Source organism: Nocardia coubleae NBRC 108252 (assembly GCF_001612805.1).
Lineage (GTDB): Bacteria > Actinomycetota > Actinomycetes > Mycobacteriales > Mycobacteriaceae > Nocardia > Nocardia coubleae.
The window spans coordinates 85,325-102,286 of record NZ_BDBD01000005.1 but is presented as its reverse complement, the minus strand read 5'-3'; the positions used below and the strand labels follow the sequence as shown (position 1 = coordinate 102,286).

At 67.8% G+C, this 16,962-nt stretch carries 17 protein-coding genes; 11 read left to right on the top strand and 6 right to left on the bottom strand.

Annotation, left to right across the window (positions count from 1 at the left end):
* Positions 1-38 precede the first annotated feature (38 nt).
* Together ilvD and NCO8_RS05275 are read right to left on the bottom strand one after the other, a co-directional pair.
* On the bottom strand, positions 39-1,880 hold the full coding sequence (ilvD, locus tag NCO8_RS05280; RefSeq protein ID WP_067636875.1) for a dihydroxy-acid dehydratase: 1,842 nt from the start codon (positions 1,878-1,880) through the stop codon (positions 39-41).
* A 369-nt stretch (positions 1,881-2,249) separates the two neighbouring features.
* Positions 2,250-3,038, bottom strand: coding sequence for a PH domain-containing protein (locus NCO8_RS05275; protein WP_245655244.1), 789 nt, complete (start codon positions 3,036-3,038; stop codon positions 2,250-2,252).
* Positions 3,039-3,342: 304 nt separating this feature from the next.
* Here NCO8_RS05275 and NCO8_RS05270 point away from each other — a divergent pair, with 304 nt between their 5' ends.
* The 7 genes from NCO8_RS05270 (at position 3,343) to NCO8_RS05250 (ending at position 9,036) form a co-directional block, all read left to right on the top strand.
* Entirely contained in the window at positions 3,343-5,271 is a 1,929-nt protein-coding gene (locus NCO8_RS05270; protein ID WP_067636873.1) for an acetolactate synthase large subunit, read from the top strand.
* The gene (ilvN, locus tag NCO8_RS05265; RefSeq protein ID WP_067493262.1) at positions 5,268-5,771 is read left to right on the top strand and encodes an acetolactate synthase small subunit; all 504 of its coding nucleotides are present in this window, start codon (positions 5,268-5,270) and stop codon (positions 5,769-5,771) included. The genes NCO8_RS05270 and ilvN overlap by 4 nt, the downstream gene beginning before the upstream one ends.
* A gap of 72 nt (positions 5,772-5,843) precedes the next feature.
* Complete coding sequence (gene ilvC, locus NCO8_RS05260; RefSeq protein WP_174550273.1) at positions 5,844-6,845, top strand: ketol-acid reductoisomerase; 1,002 nt, start codon at positions 5,844-5,846, stop codon at positions 6,843-6,845.
* Positions 6,846-6,918: 73 nt separating this feature from the next.
* Positions 6,919-7,119, top strand: coding sequence for a hypothetical protein (locus NCO8_RS32845; RefSeq protein ID WP_369689844.1), 201 nt, complete (start codon positions 6,919-6,921; stop codon positions 7,117-7,119).
* On the top strand, positions 7,116-7,397 hold the full coding sequence (locus NCO8_RS32985; RefSeq protein ID WP_067636869.1) for a nucleotidyl transferase AbiEii/AbiGii toxin family protein: 282 nt from the start codon (positions 7,116-7,118) through the stop codon (positions 7,395-7,397). Before NCO8_RS32845 ends, NCO8_RS32985 begins: the two co-directional genes overlap by 4 nt.
* A complete protein-coding gene (locus tag NCO8_RS32980; protein ID WP_245655246.1) occupies positions 7,342-7,563 on the top strand; it encodes a hypothetical protein in 222 nt (73 codons plus the stop codon). The genes NCO8_RS32985 and NCO8_RS32980 overlap by 56 nt, the downstream gene beginning before the upstream one ends.
* A gap of 114 nt (positions 7,564-7,677) precedes the next feature.
* Positions 7,678-9,036, top strand: a complete 1,359-nt coding sequence (locus NCO8_RS05250; RefSeq protein WP_067636867.1) for a DUF2252 domain-containing protein — start codon at positions 7,678-7,680, stop codon at positions 9,034-9,036.
* Here the strand turns inward: NCO8_RS05250 and NCO8_RS05245 are convergent.
* Positions 8,983-9,681 carry a hypothetical protein gene (locus NCO8_RS05245; RefSeq protein ID WP_067636865.1) on the bottom strand — a complete coding sequence of 233 codons (699 nt, stop codon included), beginning with the start codon at positions 9,679-9,681 and terminating at the stop codon, positions 8,983-8,985. The genes NCO8_RS05250 and NCO8_RS05245 overlap by 54 nt on opposite strands.
* Before the next feature lie 108 nt (positions 9,682-9,789).
* On the opposite strand from NCO8_RS05245, the gene NCO8_RS05240 reads away from it, so the two are divergent.
* Genes NCO8_RS05240 through NCO8_RS05230 form a run of 3 tightly spaced genes read left to right on the top strand, consistent with a single transcriptional unit; the run spans position 9,790 to position 12,777 of the window.
* Positions 9,790-10,491, top strand: a complete 702-nt coding sequence (locus NCO8_RS05240; RefSeq protein WP_067636863.1) for a TetR/AcrR family transcriptional regulator — start codon at positions 9,790-9,792, stop codon at positions 10,489-10,491.
* A 52-nt stretch (positions 10,492-10,543) separates the two neighbouring features.
* Positions 10,544-11,422 (top strand): AAA family ATPase, encoded by an 879-nt coding sequence (locus tag NCO8_RS05235; protein WP_067636861.1) that lies wholly within the window; start codon positions 10,544-10,546, stop codon positions 11,420-11,422.
* Positions 11,419-12,777 (top strand): vWA domain-containing protein, encoded by a 1,359-nt coding sequence (locus NCO8_RS05230; protein ID WP_067636858.1) that lies wholly within the window; start codon positions 11,419-11,421, stop codon positions 12,775-12,777. The genes NCO8_RS05235 and NCO8_RS05230 overlap by 4 nt, the downstream gene beginning before the upstream one ends.
* A gap of 61 nt (positions 12,778-12,838) precedes the next feature.
* Here the strand turns inward: NCO8_RS05230 and NCO8_RS05225 are convergent, their stop codons facing one another.
* Both NCO8_RS05225 and NCO8_RS05220 read right to left on the bottom strand, forming a co-directional pair.
* Positions 12,839-13,279, bottom strand: coding sequence for a nitroreductase family deazaflavin-dependent oxidoreductase (locus NCO8_RS05225; protein WP_067636856.1), 441 nt, complete (start codon positions 13,277-13,279; stop codon positions 12,839-12,841).
* 31 nt (positions 13,280-13,310) lie between these two features.
* Entirely contained in the window at positions 13,311-13,766 is a 456-nt protein-coding gene (locus NCO8_RS05220; RefSeq protein WP_067636853.1) for a carboxymuconolactone decarboxylase family protein, read from the bottom strand.
* A gap of 176 nt (positions 13,767-13,942) precedes the next feature.
* On the opposite strand from NCO8_RS05220, the gene NCO8_RS05215 reads away from it, so the two are divergent.
* Positions 13,943-16,414 carry an ATP-binding protein gene (locus NCO8_RS05215; protein ID WP_245655243.1) on the top strand — a complete coding sequence of 824 codons (2,472 nt, stop codon included), beginning with the start codon at positions 13,943-13,945 and terminating at the stop codon, positions 16,412-16,414.
* Here NCO8_RS05215 and NCO8_RS05210 read toward each other — a convergent pair.
* On the bottom strand, positions 16,398-16,922 hold the full coding sequence (locus NCO8_RS05210; RefSeq protein WP_067636851.1) for a DinB family protein: 525 nt from the start codon (positions 16,920-16,922) through the stop codon (positions 16,398-16,400). The genes NCO8_RS05215 and NCO8_RS05210 overlap by 17 nt on opposite strands.
* Positions 16,923-16,962 lie beyond the last annotated feature (40 nt).

Genomic DNA, 16,962 nt, shown 5'->3' with positions numbered 1-16,962 from the left:
GGCCCTCGGATTTCCGGGGGCCGCCATCTCTTTTCGACTTACGGCAGCTTGCGGACCGCGCCCTTGTCGGCCGACGTGGCCAGGGCCGCGTATGCGCGCAGGGCAGTGGTGACCGTGCGGTCGCGGTTCACCGGCTGCCACGGGCGCTCCGAGGCTTCCATCTTCGCGCGGCGTTCGGCGAGCACCTCGTCGGACACCAGCACCTCGAGGGCACGGGTGTGGACGTCGATGCGGATGCGGTCGCCGTTCTCGATCAGGCCGATGACACCGCCGGAGGCGGCCTCGGGGGAGACGTGACCGATCGACAGGCCCGAGGTGCCGCCGGAGAAGCGGCCGTCGGTGATCAGCGCGCACACCTTGCCCAGGCCGAGGCCCTTGAGGAACGAGGTGGGGTGCAGCATCTCCTGCATGCCGGGACCACCGGCCGGGCCCTCGTAGCGCACGACGACCACATCGCCGGGCTGGATCTTCTTGCCGAGGATCATCGACACCGCCTCCTCCTGCGACTCGACCACCACGGCCGGGCCCTCGAAGGTGAACAGTTCCTCGTCGATGCCCGCGGTCTTGAGGATCGCGCCGTCGGGAGCGATGTTGCCGCGCAACACGCACAGCCCGCCTTCGACCGTGTAGGCGTGCTCGATGTCGCGGATGCAGCCACCGGCGGCATCGGTATCGAGCGAGGACCAGCGGTTGCTGGTGGAGAACGGTTCCACCGTGCGGACCCCGCCGGGGGCGGCGTGGAACAGTTCAATGGCCTCCTCGGAAGCCTTGCCGGAGCGGATGTCCCAGGTGTCGAGGAATTCCTCGTAGCTCGCGGTGTGCACGGTGGTGACGTCCAACTCGAGCAGGCCGCCGCGGCGCAGCTCACCGAGGATGGCGGGAATGCCGCCGGCGCGGTGCACATCTTCCATGTGGTAGTCGGAGTTGGGCGACACCTTCGACAGACACGGCACCCGGCGGCTGATCTCGTCGATGGTCTGCAGATCGAAGTCGATCTCGCCTTCCTGAGCGGCGGCGAGAGTGTGCAGCACCGTGTTGGTTGAACCGCCCATCGCCACGTCGAGGGCCATCGCGTTGCGGAAGGCCTTGGCGTTGGCGACGTTTCGGGGCAGCACCGAGGCGTCGTCGTCCTGGTACCAGCGCTTGGCGATATCGACGATGACGGTGCCCGCCCGCTCGAACAGCGCGCGGCGCGCGGCGTGGGTGGCGAGGGTGGAACCGTTGCCCGGCAGGGCGAGGCCGAGCGCCTCGGTGAGGCAGTTCATCGAGTTGGCGGTGAACATGCCCGAACACGAACCACAGGTGGGGCAGGCGGACCGTTCGACCTCGTCGAGGCCTTCGTCGGACACCGCCTGGCTCGCGCTCGCCGAGATCGCGCTCACCAGGTCGAGCGGTGCGTGCGCCACACCGTCGACGACCACGGCCTTACCGGCCTCCATCGGCCCACCGGAGACGAACACGGCGGGGATGTTGAGGCGCATCGCGGCGTTGAGCATGCCGGGAGTGATCTTGTCGCAGTTGGAGATACACACCAGCGCGTCGGCGGTGTGCGCGTTGGCCATGTACTCGACCGAGTCGGCGATGATCTCGCGGGAGGGCAGCGAGTAGAGCATGCCGCCGTGGCCCATGGCGATACCGTCGTCGACGGCGATGGTGTGGAATTCGCGCGGCACACCACCGGCGGCGCGCACCGCCTCGGCCACGATGTCGCCCATGTTCTTCAGGTGCACGTGGCCGGGCACGAACTGGGTGTAGGAATTCGCGATCGCGATGATCGGCTTGCCGAAATCGGAGTCGGTCATGCCGGTCGCGCGCCAGAGCGAACGAGCGCCCGCGGCATTGCGGCCGATGGTGGTGGTGCGTGAGCGAAGCGGTGGCATGGGAGTCCTCGTCAAATGTCGCTGGGTGCGCTCGCGGCGGGCGCGCAGGGGGCTGACCTGCGCGGCACAGAGCGCGGGCGCGGTGCGTCCGGCAACCCTGCACGTTACTCCGGCGGGCGGTGGTCGCGTCGCGCCGGTCGTCGGTGCAGGGGTGGGGAACCGGGCTCGAGGCGGGAGTGTCGCTCCGGAGGGTGTCGCCGCGGTGGTGCCGTCGGCGCGAGGGTGCCCGGTGCCGTCAGCTTACCGGTGCAACTCTGTGCGGCATCGTGTGGATTCCCACAGTGCGCTCGGTGGCGCGTAGCTCTCGGCGCCGATGTGCCGAGTGGCTCGGCATTCCGCGGCGCCCAGGGTCGGGCCGGGGCGAGGTGGTCACCGTGTGGTGCCGGGCTCCTCGGTCTCGCCGGAGTGCGTTTCGGTCTCGCCGGTGGGTGCTCCCGGCGCGTCGGCATCGGTGTCGGTCGACGCGTCGGCCTGCGCGCGCTCAGCGGCGAGACGCTCGGCTTCGGCAGCTTCGGCCGCCGCGAACACATCAGGCAACCGGCCGTCGGATGCCTCGATCAGCTCACGCAACCGGTCGTAACCGACGGCGGGCAGCTTCACCTCGGAGTCGTCGGCGAGCCGGGCCCGGATGTAACCACGCTTGGGGATGCTGATGCCCTTGACCTGTGCCCAGTCGAGGTGCTTCGAGGAGACCATCGTGGAGAGGTCGAGCCCCGCATCGGAAACCGTTGTGTGCGTGCGCGTCACCCACCACACGGCGATCACCGGCGCCAGCAGCAGCCACCACAGGGCGATCGGCCAGCCGACGAACGCGAAGAACACGCAGAACGCCAGGACCAGCACGCCGATGTAGGCCAGCCGTGGCACACCGATCACGTGCACGCCCGGCGTCGGCCCGCTCTCCTTGCGTGGAATCAGCAACCACACGACGACGGCGGTCGGCACGACGAGCCCGATCCGCAGCCCGAGCGACCAGTCCTGCGCGGTGCCGACGACGACGAAGATCAGGTACGCCAGTACCACCGCGGCGATGGCCGCGAGCCTGCCGGGACCGGCGGCGCGCAGGCCACCGGGTCGCGCGGGCCGACCCGTCGCGGTCGTCTCGTCGGCGGTGTGGGACGATTTAGCCGGTGGCACGGACTGATGCGGTGATGACACCCCACCATCCTCGCATCTCGGTATACGGACCCACGCAACCACTCGCGTCCCACATAATGGGACACGAAAGGTAGCCTGTTTGACTCATCGGTTCACACACGAATAACGTCGTAGCCGTGAATCGAAGCGAGCTCGTACTCGGCCGGCGCGTCCAGCGTTGAGCCTGACTGCCTGAGTCGAATACGTCAGCTCGCGTTGCGACGCGCCACCCTCGAACAGCCATGCGCTGATCGGGGGCTTTTTTGTGTTCCGGCGAATTCCGCGCCAGTCCGGAGTCAGAACAACACAGTTAGGAACGAAGACGGTGAGTGCACCTACCGCACGACCCGGGCCATCGGCCCGCAGGTCAGCGCCTTCAACGGGAGCCGCTAACCCGGCGACCACCCCCGCCCGTCGCCAGGTCGCGCCCGAGCGCGTCACCGGCGCGCAGTCGGTGGTCCGATCCCTCGAAGAGCTCGACGTCGACACCGTATTCGGCATTCCGGGCGGTGCGGTCCTTCCCGTCTACGACCCGCTCTTCGACTCCAAGAAGGTCCGCCACGTGCTGGTGCGCCACGAGCAGGGCGCCGGTCACGCGGCGACCGGTTACGCGCAGGCCTCCGGCAAGGTCGGTGTGTGTATGGCCACATCCGGCCCCGGCGCCACCAACCTGGTGACCCCGCTGGCCGACGCCCAGATGGACTCGGTCCCGATCGTGGCGATCACCGGCCAGGTGCCGTCGAGCCTGGTCGGCACCGACGCCTTCCAGGAAGCCGACATCTCCGGCATCACCATGCCGATCACCAAGCACAACTTCCTGGTGAAGGACCCCGCCGACATCCCGCGCATCCTGGCCGAGGCGTTCTACCTGGCCTCCTCCGGCCGTCCGGGCGCGGTGCTCGTCGACATCACCAAGGACGCCCTGCAGGCCCAGACCACGTTCTCGTGGCCGCCGGAGATGCGTCTGCCCGGCTACCGTCCGGTCACCAAGCCGCACGGCAAGCAGGTGCGCGAAGCGGCCCGGATGATCCTCGAGTCCAAGCAGCCCGTGCTGTATGTGGGCGGCGGTGTCATCAAGTCCGACGCCTCGGCCGAACTGCTCGAACTCGCCGAGCTGACCGGCATCCCGGTGGTCACCACCCTGATGGCGCGTGGCGCGTTCCCCGACAGCCACACGCTGAACATGGGCATGCCCGGCATGCACGGCACCGTCGGTGCTGTTGCAGCCCTGCAGAAGTCGGACCTGCTGATCACCCTCGGCGCCCGTTTCGACGACCGCGTCACCGGTCAGCTGGATTCCTTCGCGCCCGACGCGAAGGTCATCCACGCCGACATCGACCCGGCCGAGATCGGCAAGAACCGCCACGCCGACGTCCCGATCGTCGGTGACGCGCGCGAGGTCATCATCGAGCTCATCGAGACCCTCAAGGCCGACCCGCAGTCCGGTGCGGCGCCGCTGCTGAACCTCACCGAGTGGTGGGCCTACCTCAGCGACATCCGCGACAACTACCCGCTGGGCTGGAAGACCCCGAGCGACGGTTCGCTGTCGCCGGAATACGTCATCGAGACCCTCGGCCGCCTGGCCGGACCCGACGCGGTGTACTGCGCCGGTGTCGGCCAGCACCAGATGTGGGCCGCGCAGTTCGTCAAGTACGAGAAGCCGCGCACCTGGCTGAACTCCGGTGGCCTGGGCACCATGGGTTACGCGGTGCCCGCCGCCATGGGCGCCAAGATGGGTGCTCCGGAGAAGGAGGTCTGGGCGGTCGACGGTGACGGCTGCTTCCAGATGACCAACCAGGAGCTGGCCACCTGCGCGGTGGAGGGTGTGCCGATCAAGGTCGCGCTCATCAACAACGGCAACCTCGGCATGGTCCGCCAGTGGCAGACCCTGTTCTACGAACAGCGCTACTCCAACACCGATCTGGGCACGCACACCCTGCGTATCCCCGACTTCGTCAAGCTGGCCGAGGCGCTGGGTTGCGTCGGCATCCGCGTGGAGAAGGAAGACGAGGTCGAGGACGCCATCCGCCAGGCGCAGGCCATCACCGACCGGCCGGTCGTGATCGACTTCATCGTCGGCAAGGACGCCCAGGTGTGGCCGATGGTCGCCGCGGGCACCAGCAACGACGAGATCATGTTCGCCCGCGGTATCCGCCCGCTGTTCGACGACGACGAGCAGGTCTCCGAACCCGCCGTCATCCACGAGGCGATGGAACGTGAGCAGGGCGCATTCGAGAAGGGCACCGAAGCATGAGTACGACCCACACGCTGAGCGTTCTCGTCGAGGACAAGCCGGGCGTGCTGGCGCGTGTCGCGAGCCTGTTCTCGCGCCGCGGCTTCAACATCGAGTCTCTTGCCGTGGGCGGCACCGAGATTCCCGAGATCTCGCGCATGACGATCGTCGTCACCGTCGACGATCTGCCGCTCGAGCAGGTCACCAAGCAGCTCAACAAGCTGGTCAACGTCATCAAGATCGTGGAGCAGGACGCCGACGCGTCGGTGGCCCGCGAGCTGATCCTGGTGAAGGTGCGCGCCGACGCCTCGGTGCGCACGCAGGTGATCGAGGCCGTGCAGTTGTTCCGCGCCAAGGTGATCGACGTGTCGCCCGACGCGCTCACCATCGAGGCGACCGGCACCCGGTCCAAGCTCGACGCGCTGCTGCGCATGGTCGAGCCGTACGGGATCCGCGAGATCGTGCAGTCCGGTGTCGTGGCCGTCGGCCGCGGTCCCAAGTCCATCACCGCGACCCGCTGAGCCGACCTCAGCGACCTCCGCGATAACTTTTCTTAACCATCATCAGAAGGGACCAATCAAGTGGCAGTCGAGATGTTCTACGACGACGACGCTGACCTGTCGATCATCCAGGGCCGCAAGGTCGCCGTGATCGGCTACGGCAGCCAGGGTCACGCGCACTCGCTGAGCCTGCGCGACTCCGGTGTCGACGTGCGCGTCGGCCTGGCCGAGGGTTCGAAGTCGCGCCCGAAGGCCGAAGAGGCCGGCCTCACCGTCGGCACCCCCGCCGAGGTTTCGGCCTGGGCCGACGTGATCATGGTCCTGGCGCCCGACACCGCCCAGGCGTCGATCTTCACCAACGACATCGAGCCCAACCTGAAGGACGGCGACGCGCTGTTCTTCGGCCACGGCCTCAACATCCACTTCGGTCTGATCAAGCCCCCGGCCGACGTCACCGTCGCCATGGTCGCCCCGAAGGGCCCCGGCCACCTGGTGCGTCGTCAGTTCGCCGACGGCAAGGGCGTTCCGGCCCTGATCGCCGTCGACCAGGACCCGAAGGGTGAGGGCCAGGCGCTGGCGCTGTCCTACGCCAAGGGCATCGGCGGCACCCGCGCCGGCGTCATCAAGACCACCTTCAAGGAAGAGACCGAGACCGACCTGTTCGGTGAGCAGGCCGTGCTCTGCGGTGGCACCGAGGAACTGGTCAAGACCGGTTTCGAGGTCATGGTCGAGGCGGGCTACGCCCCGGAGATGGCCTACTTCGAGGTGCTGCACGAGCTGAAGCTGATCGTCGACCTCATGTACGAAGGCGGCATCGCCCGCATGAACTACTCGGTCTCCGACACCGCCGAGTTCGGTGGCTACCTCTCGGGCCCGCGCGTCATCGACGCGGGCACCAAGGAGCGCATGAAGGCGATCCTGTCCGACATCCAGGACGGCACCTTCGTCAAGCGCCTGGTCGCCAACGTCGAGAACGGCAACACCGAGCTCGAGGGCCTGCGCAAGGCCAACGCCGAGCACCCCATCGAGGTCACCGGCGCCAAGCTGCGCGGCCTGATGAGCTGGGTCGACCGCCCCATCACCGAAACCGCGTAAGTTCCGCAGTTCCCCGACGGGCCCGTTCGCATGTGCGAACGGGTCCGTCGGCGTTCTGACGTAACCTGGGGGAGTGACAGAAGGAACACCAGCTCAGAGGCTGCGGCTTGCCCTCGAGATGTCCGAATTCGGCGTGCAGATGTACCGCACACGGATGCGTCGTCTGTATCCGAATGCACCGGCAGCCGAAATCGACGCCAAGGTCGCTGCCTGGCTCTTGTCCCGATCTGGAACCGGTGAAGCAGTCGGTCAGCCGACCGCCCGATTCGCGTGAACGCACTCGAATCTGCGCTGCGGCGCGCGCGAGCCGATATAGACAAGCTGGGGTATCGGTGGGCCCTCGTCGGTGGGTTCGCCGTCTCGGCTCGCTCGATTCCCCGATTCACACACGACATCGACCTCGCAGTCGCAGTAGGCGACGACGCCGATGCCGAAGCTGTGGTGCGAAGCATGTTCGACGCGGGCTACGTCATGTACGCGTCCGTCGAGCACGACAGTGGACGGCTCGCCACGATCCGCTTGCGCCGGAACGCTCAAACTTCTTTCGCGTGATGACAACACGCGCCCGCAGGATCTGGCAGACCTGCACGAACTGATCGCGGCGGCGACAGAGCACGACATCCAAGAGGCACGCAACGCGGTGCGCCTCATCACCGAGCGCGGTTTTCATCGTGGTCGTGACCTGGAAGAGTGCCTCGATACGCTCCTTGTGCGCTGATCGACCGGGCAGGCCGCATTACCCTTTCGGTTTGCATGGGGTTTGCGGCGACACGGTCGGATACGCGGATGTCCTGGTCTTGCCGTTCGGACCGTGTAGCGGAAGACTTGCCCGATGACAACCGTCGAGGAATTCGATCGTGATGCGGTGGAGTTGGGGCGTGCCGCGCGGAAGATGGTTTCGCGTTCGGGGTTGGGGGAGTGGCGGGCGGGGCCGAAGCGGGAGGATCCCGTGACGGTTCTGGAGCGGCAGGGGGAGTCGCGGGTCCAGAGCCTGCTGCCCATCCGGTATGCGCGAATGGCCATCTCGCCGTTCACCTTTCTGCGTGGGGCGCCCGCGATCATGGCGGCCGATCTGGCGAGCGGTCCCGACACCGGGCTGACCGTGCAGCTCTGCGGTGACGCGCATCTGTCCAATTTCGGGCTGTACGCCTCCCCGGAACGCAACCTCGTCTTCGACGTCAACGACTTCGACGAGACCCTGCCCGGCCCCTTCGAATGGGACGTGAAACGCCTGGCCGCCAGCGTCGCCGTCGCCGCCCGCGACAACGGTTGTTCCGACCAGCGGGCCGGACGAGCGGCCGAGGCCGCCGCGCGCGGTTACCGGGAGGCGATGGCCGCGATGGCCGAACTCGACTCGCTCGCCATCTGGTACGAGCGCGTCGACGCCGACGTCGTGACGGCGACGATCCCGAAGGAGAAGCGGCGCAAGCTCGCGGAGAAGACGATCAAATCCGCGCGGACCCGCACCAGCCTCGACGCGCTGGAGAAACTCACCGAACCCGATGGCGACGGTGTGCCCCGGATCAAGAACCAACCGCCGCTGCTGGTGCCGATCGAGGCCCTCACGGAGAAGGACATCAAGGCGGTCCTCAGCGACTACCGCCGCAGCCTGCCCGACGAGCTGCGCATTCTGCTCGACCGCTACACCGTCGTGGACATGGCGATGAAGGTGGTGGGCGTCGGCAGCGTCGGCACTCGCTGTTTCATCGTGCTCTTCATGGACTCCGAATCGGGCGCCCCGCTGTTCCTGCAGGTCAAGCAGGCGGAAGTGTCGGTTCTCGCCGCACACACGAAGCCGAGCAAGTACCACCATCAGGGACACCGCGTGGTGGCCGGCCAGCGCCTGATGCAGGCTGCCAGCGACATCTTCCTCGGCTGGGCGACGGGCCCGGCGGGCAATTACTTCTACTGGCGTCAGCTCAAGGACATGAAAGGCTCGGTCGACATCGGCGCCCTCAGCCACCACGAGCTCACCGGATACGCGGGCCTGTGCGGCGGCGTACTCGCCCGCGCCCACGCCCGCTCCGGTGACCGATTGGCGATCAACTCCTACCTGGGCGACAGCGACAAGTTCGACAGCGCGATGAGCGAGTTCGCCCTCGCCTACGCCGACCAGACCGTCGTAGACCGCGACGCCCTACTCGCCGCGATCGATTCCGGCCGGGTGCAGGCCGCCGCCCACCCGTACTGACACCGCAGGCCGGTCGGCAGCGTCGCGGCTCGACAAGAACAGCGCGCTGCCGATCGCGAACAACCACAGCAGGGTGAGCCCACCGACGGTCGCGGTGGTACCCCACCCGTTGGCCGCGTAGAACTCGGCCGGAACGTTCCCGAAGAACAACGACGGCACGAACGCGAAATTCACCGCAGCCAGCGCCCAGCTGATCACGATGCACCAGCGGGGGAGCAGCCGTGCGGCCGCGGTCGCGAAAGCCACCAGGAACAGTCCTTCGAGCAGTCGCGCGACGGTGCCGTACAGGATGTAGGTTCCGGTAACGGTGATGGTGGGGTCGATCGGTTCGGGTGCCGCGATCACCGCGCCCACCTCGAGCCCCGTCGATACGAAAACCACCGTGAGCCAAGCTGTTCCGGCGGCGGCGGCCAGCGATCCGAACCATTCGCGTGCCGGGTCACGCCGGCGGACCAGGTGGGCGAATCCGCTCATGAACACCACGAACAGCGTCGCTGCGACCAGTCCGAGCAAGCAGCGGGTGAGCACGTTCGCGTCCGGCGGTGCGCCCGGGTACACGAAGTACAGCGGCAATTCGATCAGTGTGCAGCCCGCGCCGATGAACGCGGCCGCCCCGGTGATCCGTTGAATTCTGTTGATACCCATAGCTATCGGACCTCACTGCCGGGCAGGCGACCCCGGCTTCGAATTAGTATAGGGATTAAACTATAGGGCTTATGTTAAGTTGGCGATACCCCGACGAATGAGGAGACGGTGACCGGCAAGCCACGGCCGCGCGTCGGCCGCCCGGCCGAGTTGGACGCGGAACGCATCGTCGCGACCGCCATCGCACTCGCCGATCGCGACGGTCTACGTGGCGCTTCGCTGACGAAAGTCGCTGCGGCACTCGATGTCACCGCGATGTCGCTCTACCGTCATATCGGTTCCAGAGACGGCCTCACCGACCTGATGGCCGACGCCGCCTTCGGCTCGCCGCCTGCCATCGGGTCCGACTGGCGTGCGGCCCTGCGGGATTGGGCGAATGGTCAGCGTGCCGCGTTCGCCCGTCATCCTTGGGTCACCCAGATACCCGTCGCCGGCCCCCCGCGCGGCATCAATGCGCTCGCCTGGATGGACGCGGGCCTTGCCGCGCTACGCGACACCGGCCTGGACTGGCGCGCCAAGATCGGTGCGATCACCGTCGTCGGCGGCTATGTCCGGCAGGCGTTCGTCACCGACCGGCACATGGCGCAACGGCGCGGCGCCGACCAGCTCACCGAGGCGCAGGACCTCGCCGCGTATCAGCGTGATGTGGCGGCCGTCGACCTCTCCGGTTTTCCGGAGATCGCGGCCCTGTTCGCCGCCCAGGCCTTCGCCGATATCCCGCCGGACGACGAATCGGCGGACGACGATTTCGCCTTCGGTCTGGAGCTGATCCTCGACGGGATCGCCGCCGCCATCGCCCGGTCGGCGTGACTCCGGGCCGCTACCGCAACCGTCGGGAACCCTCTCGATATACTCATTACTGATGAGTAACTTCTTTCCCTCGGTGGATCAGGTGACCGACCGGCTGGCAGCGGCCGGTTACTTGCCGTCCCTCGACATCGCGACGGCGGTCTTCCTCGCCGATCACCTCGGCAAGCCCCTGCTGATCGAGGGGCCCGCCGGAGTCGGCAAGACCGAGCTGGCCAAGGCTGTCGCCGCCGCGGCGGGCGCGGACCTGCTGCGGCTGCAGTGCTACGAGGGCATCGACGAGGCCCGCGCGCTGTACGAGTGGAATCACGCCAAGCAGTTGTTGCGCATCACCGCCACCTCGGGCGAGGGGTGGGACAGCACTCGCGATCATGTGTTCTCCGAGGAGTTCCTGCTGGCCCGGCCGCTCCTGGCGGCCATCCGCAATCCGGACCCCACCGTCCTGCTCATCGACGAACTCGACAAGGCCGATGTGGAGCTGGAGGGGCTGCTGCTCGAGGTGCTCGGTGATTTCCAGATCTCGATCCCCGAACTGGGCACGGTCAAGGCCGTGCGCCGTCCGTTCGTCGTGCTGACGTCGAACGCCAACCGCGACCTGTCCGAGGCCCTGAAACGGCGCTGCCTGTATCTGCACATCGATTACCCGACCGCCGAGCTGGAGCGTTCGATCGTCCGCTTGAAGGTCCCGGAATTGGACGAGATGTTGGCCGAGCCCGTGGTTCGCACGGTGGCCGCGTTGCGTCAGCTCCCGTTGCGCAAAGCACCGTCGATCGCGGAGACGGTCGACTGGGCGAAGACCTTGGTGGCCTTGCGTACCCGCGAGATCACCTCGTCGGTGGTGCGGTCGACCCTCGGCGTGCTTCTGAAGTATCAGTCCGACCATCGGGTCGCCGTCGAACGTCTGGCACTCGACGGGGAGAGCCCCCGGCCATGACCGCGCCCACCGATCGCCTGGTGGACTTCGTCGGTCTCCTGCGTGAGCACGGCATCTTCGCCGGTCCCAGCGAAACCATCGATGCCGCGTCGGCGATCGTCGCCCTCGGCATGGACGACACCGACCGCCTGCGCTCCGGTCTCGCCGCCTGCCTGCTGCGCCGCAACGGTCAGCGTTCGGTCTTCGACCAGCTCTTCGACCTGTATTTCCTCGGCACACAACTGCCGGTGCCGAGCCCGAGCGACGACCCGGAATCCCTGCGCGACCGACTGATCGCGACCCTCGTCCAGGGCGCCGACACGGCGGAACTGGCCAGGGAGGCGCTCGACACTTTCGGCGCCTACGGCGGGGCAGGGGAGAGCGCGGGCCGGGTCACGCAGGCATCGGGTGCGGGCTGGTCGTCGTATCTGACGATGAAATCCCTTCGCCCCGACGAGATCTCCGAACAGGTCGCCGAAACCATGGGCGGCACCGGGCAATTCGATGCCGCCGTGCACACCATCGAAGCGCGTCGACGCGTCGACCAGTTCCGGACGGCGGTGCAGAACGAGGCCCGGCTGCGCTCGGCCGAACTGCGCGGCACCGATTACATCGCCCGCCGCGGTGTCGAGAACTCGGCGGACCGAACGGATTTCCTCGGCGCCCGCGAGCAGGACCTGGCCGAGATGCGCCGGTTGGTGCATCCGCTGGCGCGCAAACTCGCGACCCGTTTGGCGGTGCGCCGTAAGAAGGCGGTGCGCGGTCAGATCGATCTGCGCCGCACCCTGCGCCGTTCGATGGCGACCGGTGGTGTGCCCGTCGACCCGGTGCTGCGCGCCCGCAGACACGGTCGTCCCGATCTGGTTGTGCTGGCGGATGTTTCTGGGTCGGTGACCGGATTCTCCGAGTTCACCCTGCAATTGGTGCAGGCGCTGCAGGACCAGTTCAGCAAGGTCCGCAGTTTCGGTTTCGTCGACACGTGCGCCGAGATCACGCACTTCTTCACACCGGGTGAACCCCCACCGCCCGGCTTCGCGCAGAGCATTGTGCGTGAGGGTGGGGTGGCCCGTTTCGGGTCGAGCAACTACGGCGAGGCCTTCCAGGGTTTCGTCGACCACTATCTGGACGCCCTCGGCCCACGCACCTGCGTGCTGATCCTCGGTGACGCCCGCACCAACCGCACCGACCCGAATCTCGGTGCGCTGGAAGTGATGTCGGAGCGTGCGAAAGCGGTGTACTGGCTCAACCCGGAACCGTCGAGCTCATGGTCGACCGGCGATTCCGCCGCCGACACCTACACCGACATCGTCACCATGCACGAGTGCCGCAACGTCCGCCAGCTCACCGAGGTGATCAGCAGACTCCTGCCCGCCTGACGCCCGGCCCATCGCTCGGTACGGAACTGCTCGATGGGCCGCTGGGCTTGCACACGCATCGTCAGGTGGTGAGACGGACGACCGCGTACTCGCGGCCTGCCTTGGCCTGGTACTTGCCGTAGCGGGGCTGGGCGGTGGTGATCGCGTCCCAGGCACTCGCCCGTTCGGCGCCGGTGAGCACGTGCGGGGTGACCGGAACCGGCCGGTCGCCGGGCAATTCGATGGTGGCCTGTTCGGGGTGGGCCATCAGGTTGCGGAACCAGTCGGGGTCGCCGTTCTTGCCGCCGGAGGCCACCAGCAGCCAGCCGTCGCCACCGTCGGAGAACCAGGAGATCGGTGTCTGGCGCGGCTCACCGCTGCGGCGGCCGACGGTGTGCAGGATGAGCACGTCCATGCCCATGAAGCTGCCGTTGCCGCGGCGGATCTTGCGGTTCATCCGGGCATTCATCTTGTGCTGCATCCAGCGGGAGAAACCGCTGTGGGTCTGCTGCTTCGTGCTCATCGCAAAGGTCCTTTCGGGTGGTGGGAGGGGATCAGCCCCAGGCGCCGGCGACCTGGCGGGTGGTGGCGTTGAGCCGGTTGAACATGTTGGTGATGCCGATCATCAGCACGATGGCGGCGAGCTGGCGCTCGTCGAAGTAGCTGGCCGCGTGGTCCCAGACCTCGTCGGTGACGGCATCGGCCCGGTCGGCCATCCGGGTGGCTGCCTCGGCCAGTTCCAGTGCGGCGCGTTCCTCGTCGCTGAAGTAGGGCGTTTCCCGCCAGGCGACGACGGTGGCCAGGCGCTCCTCGCTGACACCGGCCTTGCGTGCGGTCTTGGTGCCCGCGTCGACGCAGGAGCTGCATCCGTTGATCTGGCTGACCCGCAGATGCACCAGCTCCAGGATCTCGCCTTCCACGCCGCCGGTCTTGATGGCGCCGAAGATCTCCTGGATGGGGCCCATCGCGCCGGTCAGGATCATCGCGGGGTTCTGCATACGGGACTGCATGATGTTCTCCTCGGTTTCGCTTGTTCTCCGCTGCTAGCGGTGTGTCCCTATAACAGCCCGACGCGTGCTCCGAAACGAGGTCTGTGGGACACTCTGGGACAGTGGAAAACGGCTCTGACCTCCGGATTGTCGGTGGGAAAATAGTCGTTTCATACCGGGACACGGAGTGCGGAACAGTGGTGGTGCAACAGCGGGCGTACCCGCAGGACGAGCTGGCGGCGCGGCTGCGCATGCTCCAGGAGCTGTCCGGGCGCGGAGTGCGGGCGCTGGCGCGCGACACGGGGCTGAGTTCGTCGTCGCTGTCGCGCTATCTCAACGGGCAGACGGTGCCGCCGTGGCCTGCCGTGCTGGAACTGTGCCGTCTGGTGAAGCGTGATCCGCGCCCGCTGCGCCCGCTGTGGGAGCGCGCCAACAACCCGCTGCCCGCCCCGCCCAAGACGAGCCGCCAGGTGGCCCCACCCAACCTGCCCGCCGAAGCCGTCCCCCCACGCAACGACCTGCCCCGCGACGTCCCCGACTTCACCGGTCGCGAAGAGGCCCTGGCCGAGGTGCTCGCCGCCGTGCGCACGAACCGGGTGGTGGCCATCGACGGCATGGCCGGTGTCGGCAAGTCGTCGCTGGCGGTACACGCCGCCCACCAGCTGACCGCCGAATACCCCGATGCCCAGCTGTATCTCGACCTGCACGGCTTCACCGACGGCCGTCAGCCCCTCGATCCCGACGCCGCCGTACGCGCCTTGCTCTCGGCGCTGCGCGTCCCGTCGGAAAAGGTCCCGCAGGACGGCGGAGTCGAACTGCGCGCGGCGTGCTGGCGTTCGGAACTGGCCGGATTGCGGGCGGTGATCGTGCTCGACAATGCTGTCGACGCCGCCCAGGTGAGCCAATTGCTGCCCGGCGCAGGCGAATCGGTCGCCATCATCACCAGCCGCAACCGTCTGCTCGAACTCGACGAGGTGCCGCCGGTGACCCTCGACGTGCTCATCCCCGAGGAGAGCGCCGAGCTGCTCGCCCGCGCCAGCGGCGATTCACGGGGTCCCGACGGCAGGCTGGCCAGGGAACCCGAGCAGGCGGCGGAAGTGTTGCGGCTGTGCGGCAATCTGCCCCTGGCCCTGCGGCTCGCGGCGGCCCGGCTGCGGCATCGGCCCGGCTGGTCGGTGGGCATCCTGGTCGAGCGAATGGCCGAGGGCGCAACGGAATTCGATACCGCCTTCGGGATGTCGGTGCGTCAGCTCAATCGCGACCAGCGTCGCCTGTTCCGGTTGCTCGGCCTGGTGCCGGGCTCCACCTTCACCGATTATGTCGCCGCGGCGGTGGCCGATGTGCCGTTGCGCGCCGCCCGCGACATGCTCGAGGACCTGCTCGACGCCCACCTCGTGGAGCAACCCGCCGAGGGGCGCTACCGGCTGCACGACCTGGTACGCAGGCACGCCCGTCAGGCAAGCGCCGAACACGACACCGACGTCGACCGCGAACGGGCGCTGCGCCGCATCCTCGACTACTACGTGCACACCGCGGCCGCCGCCGACGCCGCCATGCCGTTCCTGTCACCGACCCGTCCCGTGTCGGCCGGTCCCGCACCGAAAGCGGTGCCGCACTTCCCGAATCGCGACGTCGCCTTCTTCTGGTTCGTCAGCGAGTACACCAATCTGATGGCGGTGTTCTACGCCGCCGTGGAGATCGGCGCCAACGAGCACGTCTGCGAACTGCCCCGCTTCCTGCGCACCTTCTTCGCACGGCGCTGCGGCACCACCCACCTCAATGCCTTGTTCGAGCAATCCCTCAGCGCCGCACAACAACTCGGTGATCCGCGTCAGCTGGCCGAAGCCCACAGCGATCTGGGTTTCGCCCGCTACAACGCCGGCCGCATGGCCGAGGCGGCCGCCGCCTATGCCGCCGCCGCCCCACTGGTCGCCGAGGCGGGCGACCCGCTGCCCCGCGCCGAACTCACCATGCGCTGCGCCCAATTGCGCTGGGACGAAGGCGATGTCACCGAACCGCTCGAACTGTTCCGCCAGGCCCACGACCTCTACACGCGCAGCGGTTGTCCGCTGAGCGCCGCCGACGCACTCGCCGGCGAGGCCTGGGCGATGCTGCAACTCGGCAAACGCGACGAGGCGGCCGAGCTGGCCAGACGCGCACTCGGCATCTCCGCCGACGACCCGGACCAGCCGCCGTCGCTGCAGGCCCAGATCGCCCTCGGCGTCTCGATCGCCCCCGACGACCCCGATGCGGCCCTGCGGCATCTGGACAGCGCGCTGACCGCCGCCCGCGCCGACGGTCACAAGCACAACGAGGCGTGGTGCCTGAACTGTCGCGGCGTCGCCCTGCGGGAAATGGGCCGCTACGACGAGGCCCTCGACAGCCACCGCGAGGCCTTCGCCCTGCTCGACGACCTGTTCGAACCGCATTGGAAGATCCACTTCCTCAACGGCTACGCCGAAACATGCCGACTGGCAGGGCTTTCCGACGAGGCGCTGCGCCTGTACAACGAAACCCTCGACCTCGCACCACGACTCGGGTACCGGTTCGAGCAGGCCAGGGCTAACCAGGGCATCGCCGACGTCCTCGACGACACCGATCCGGCTGCCGCGCAACAGCATCGCGCGGCGGCCGAGGAGTTGCTGAGCGAACTCAGCCCATCGACTTAGCCCCGTCGAGGGCCTCCCGGATGATGTCGGCGTGGCCCGAGTGCTGCGCGGTCTCGGTCATGATGTGCATGAAGGTGCGTCGCGCGCTCCACCGGCCGCCGGGTTCGAACCAGGGCGCCTCGGGCAGCGGCTGGGTCGCGTTCAGGTCGGGCAGCGTGCGCACCAGTTCGTCGGTGCGGGCCGCGACCTGGTCGTATTCGGCGAGCAGTCCGGCGAGCGTTTCGCCCGGCAGCATGCGGAAGGCATTGGTCCATTCCGCGAGCTGCTCCTCGGTCATCGAGTCGAAACTCGGGCCCGCCGCGGGGCCCTCGACGATGAACTTCGCCCAGTTCGCTTCCACCGCGGCCACGTGTTTGATGAGCCCGCCCAGGCACAGTTCGCTCACGGTGGTGCGCAGCGCGGCCTGTTCGTCGGTGAGGTCGCGCGTGGTGTTGCGCAGGAAGTAGCGGTGCTTGGCCAGCATCTCGAGGAGGTCGGCGCGTTCGGTGTCGAGCACTGTTTCGGTCATGAATCCCAAGGTAGAAGGTATTGCGGTCAGTTTCTGTCCG

Coding starts and splice junctions, on each gene's coding strand:
- ilvD (WP_067636875.1), bottom strand. CDS start 1,880: ATGCCACCGCTTCGCTCACGCACCACCACCATCGGCCGCAATGCCGCG.
- ilvN (WP_067493262.1), top strand. CDS start 5,268: ATGAGTACGACCCACACGCTGAGCGTTCTCGTCGAGGACAAGCCGGGC.
- ilvC (WP_174550273.1), top strand. CDS start 5,844: ATGTTCTACGACGACGACGCTGACCTGTCGATCATCCAGGGCCGCAAG.
- NCO8_RS05250 (WP_067636867.1), top strand. CDS start 7,678: ATGACAACCGTCGAGGAATTCGATCGTGATGCGGTGGAGTTGGGGCGT.
- NCO8_RS05245 (WP_067636865.1), bottom strand. CDS start 9,681: ATGGGTATCAACAGAATTCAACGGATCACCGGGGCGGCCGCGTTCATC.
- NCO8_RS05235 (WP_067636861.1), top strand. CDS start 10,544: ATGAGTAACTTCTTTCCCTCGGTGGATCAGGTGACCGACCGGCTGGCA.
- NCO8_RS05230 (WP_067636858.1), top strand. CDS start 11,419: ATGACCGCGCCCACCGATCGCCTGGTGGACTTCGTCGGTCTCCTGCGT.
- NCO8_RS05225 (WP_067636856.1), bottom strand. CDS start 13,279: ATGAGCACGAAGCAGCAGACCCACAGCGGTTTCTCCCGCTGGATGCAG.
- NCO8_RS05220 (WP_067636853.1), bottom strand. CDS start 13,766: ATGCAGTCCCGTATGCAGAACCCCGCGATGATCCTGACCGGCGCGATG.
- NCO8_RS05210 (WP_067636851.1), bottom strand. CDS start 16,922: ATGACCGAAACAGTGCTCGACACCGAACGCGCCGACCTCCTCGAGATG.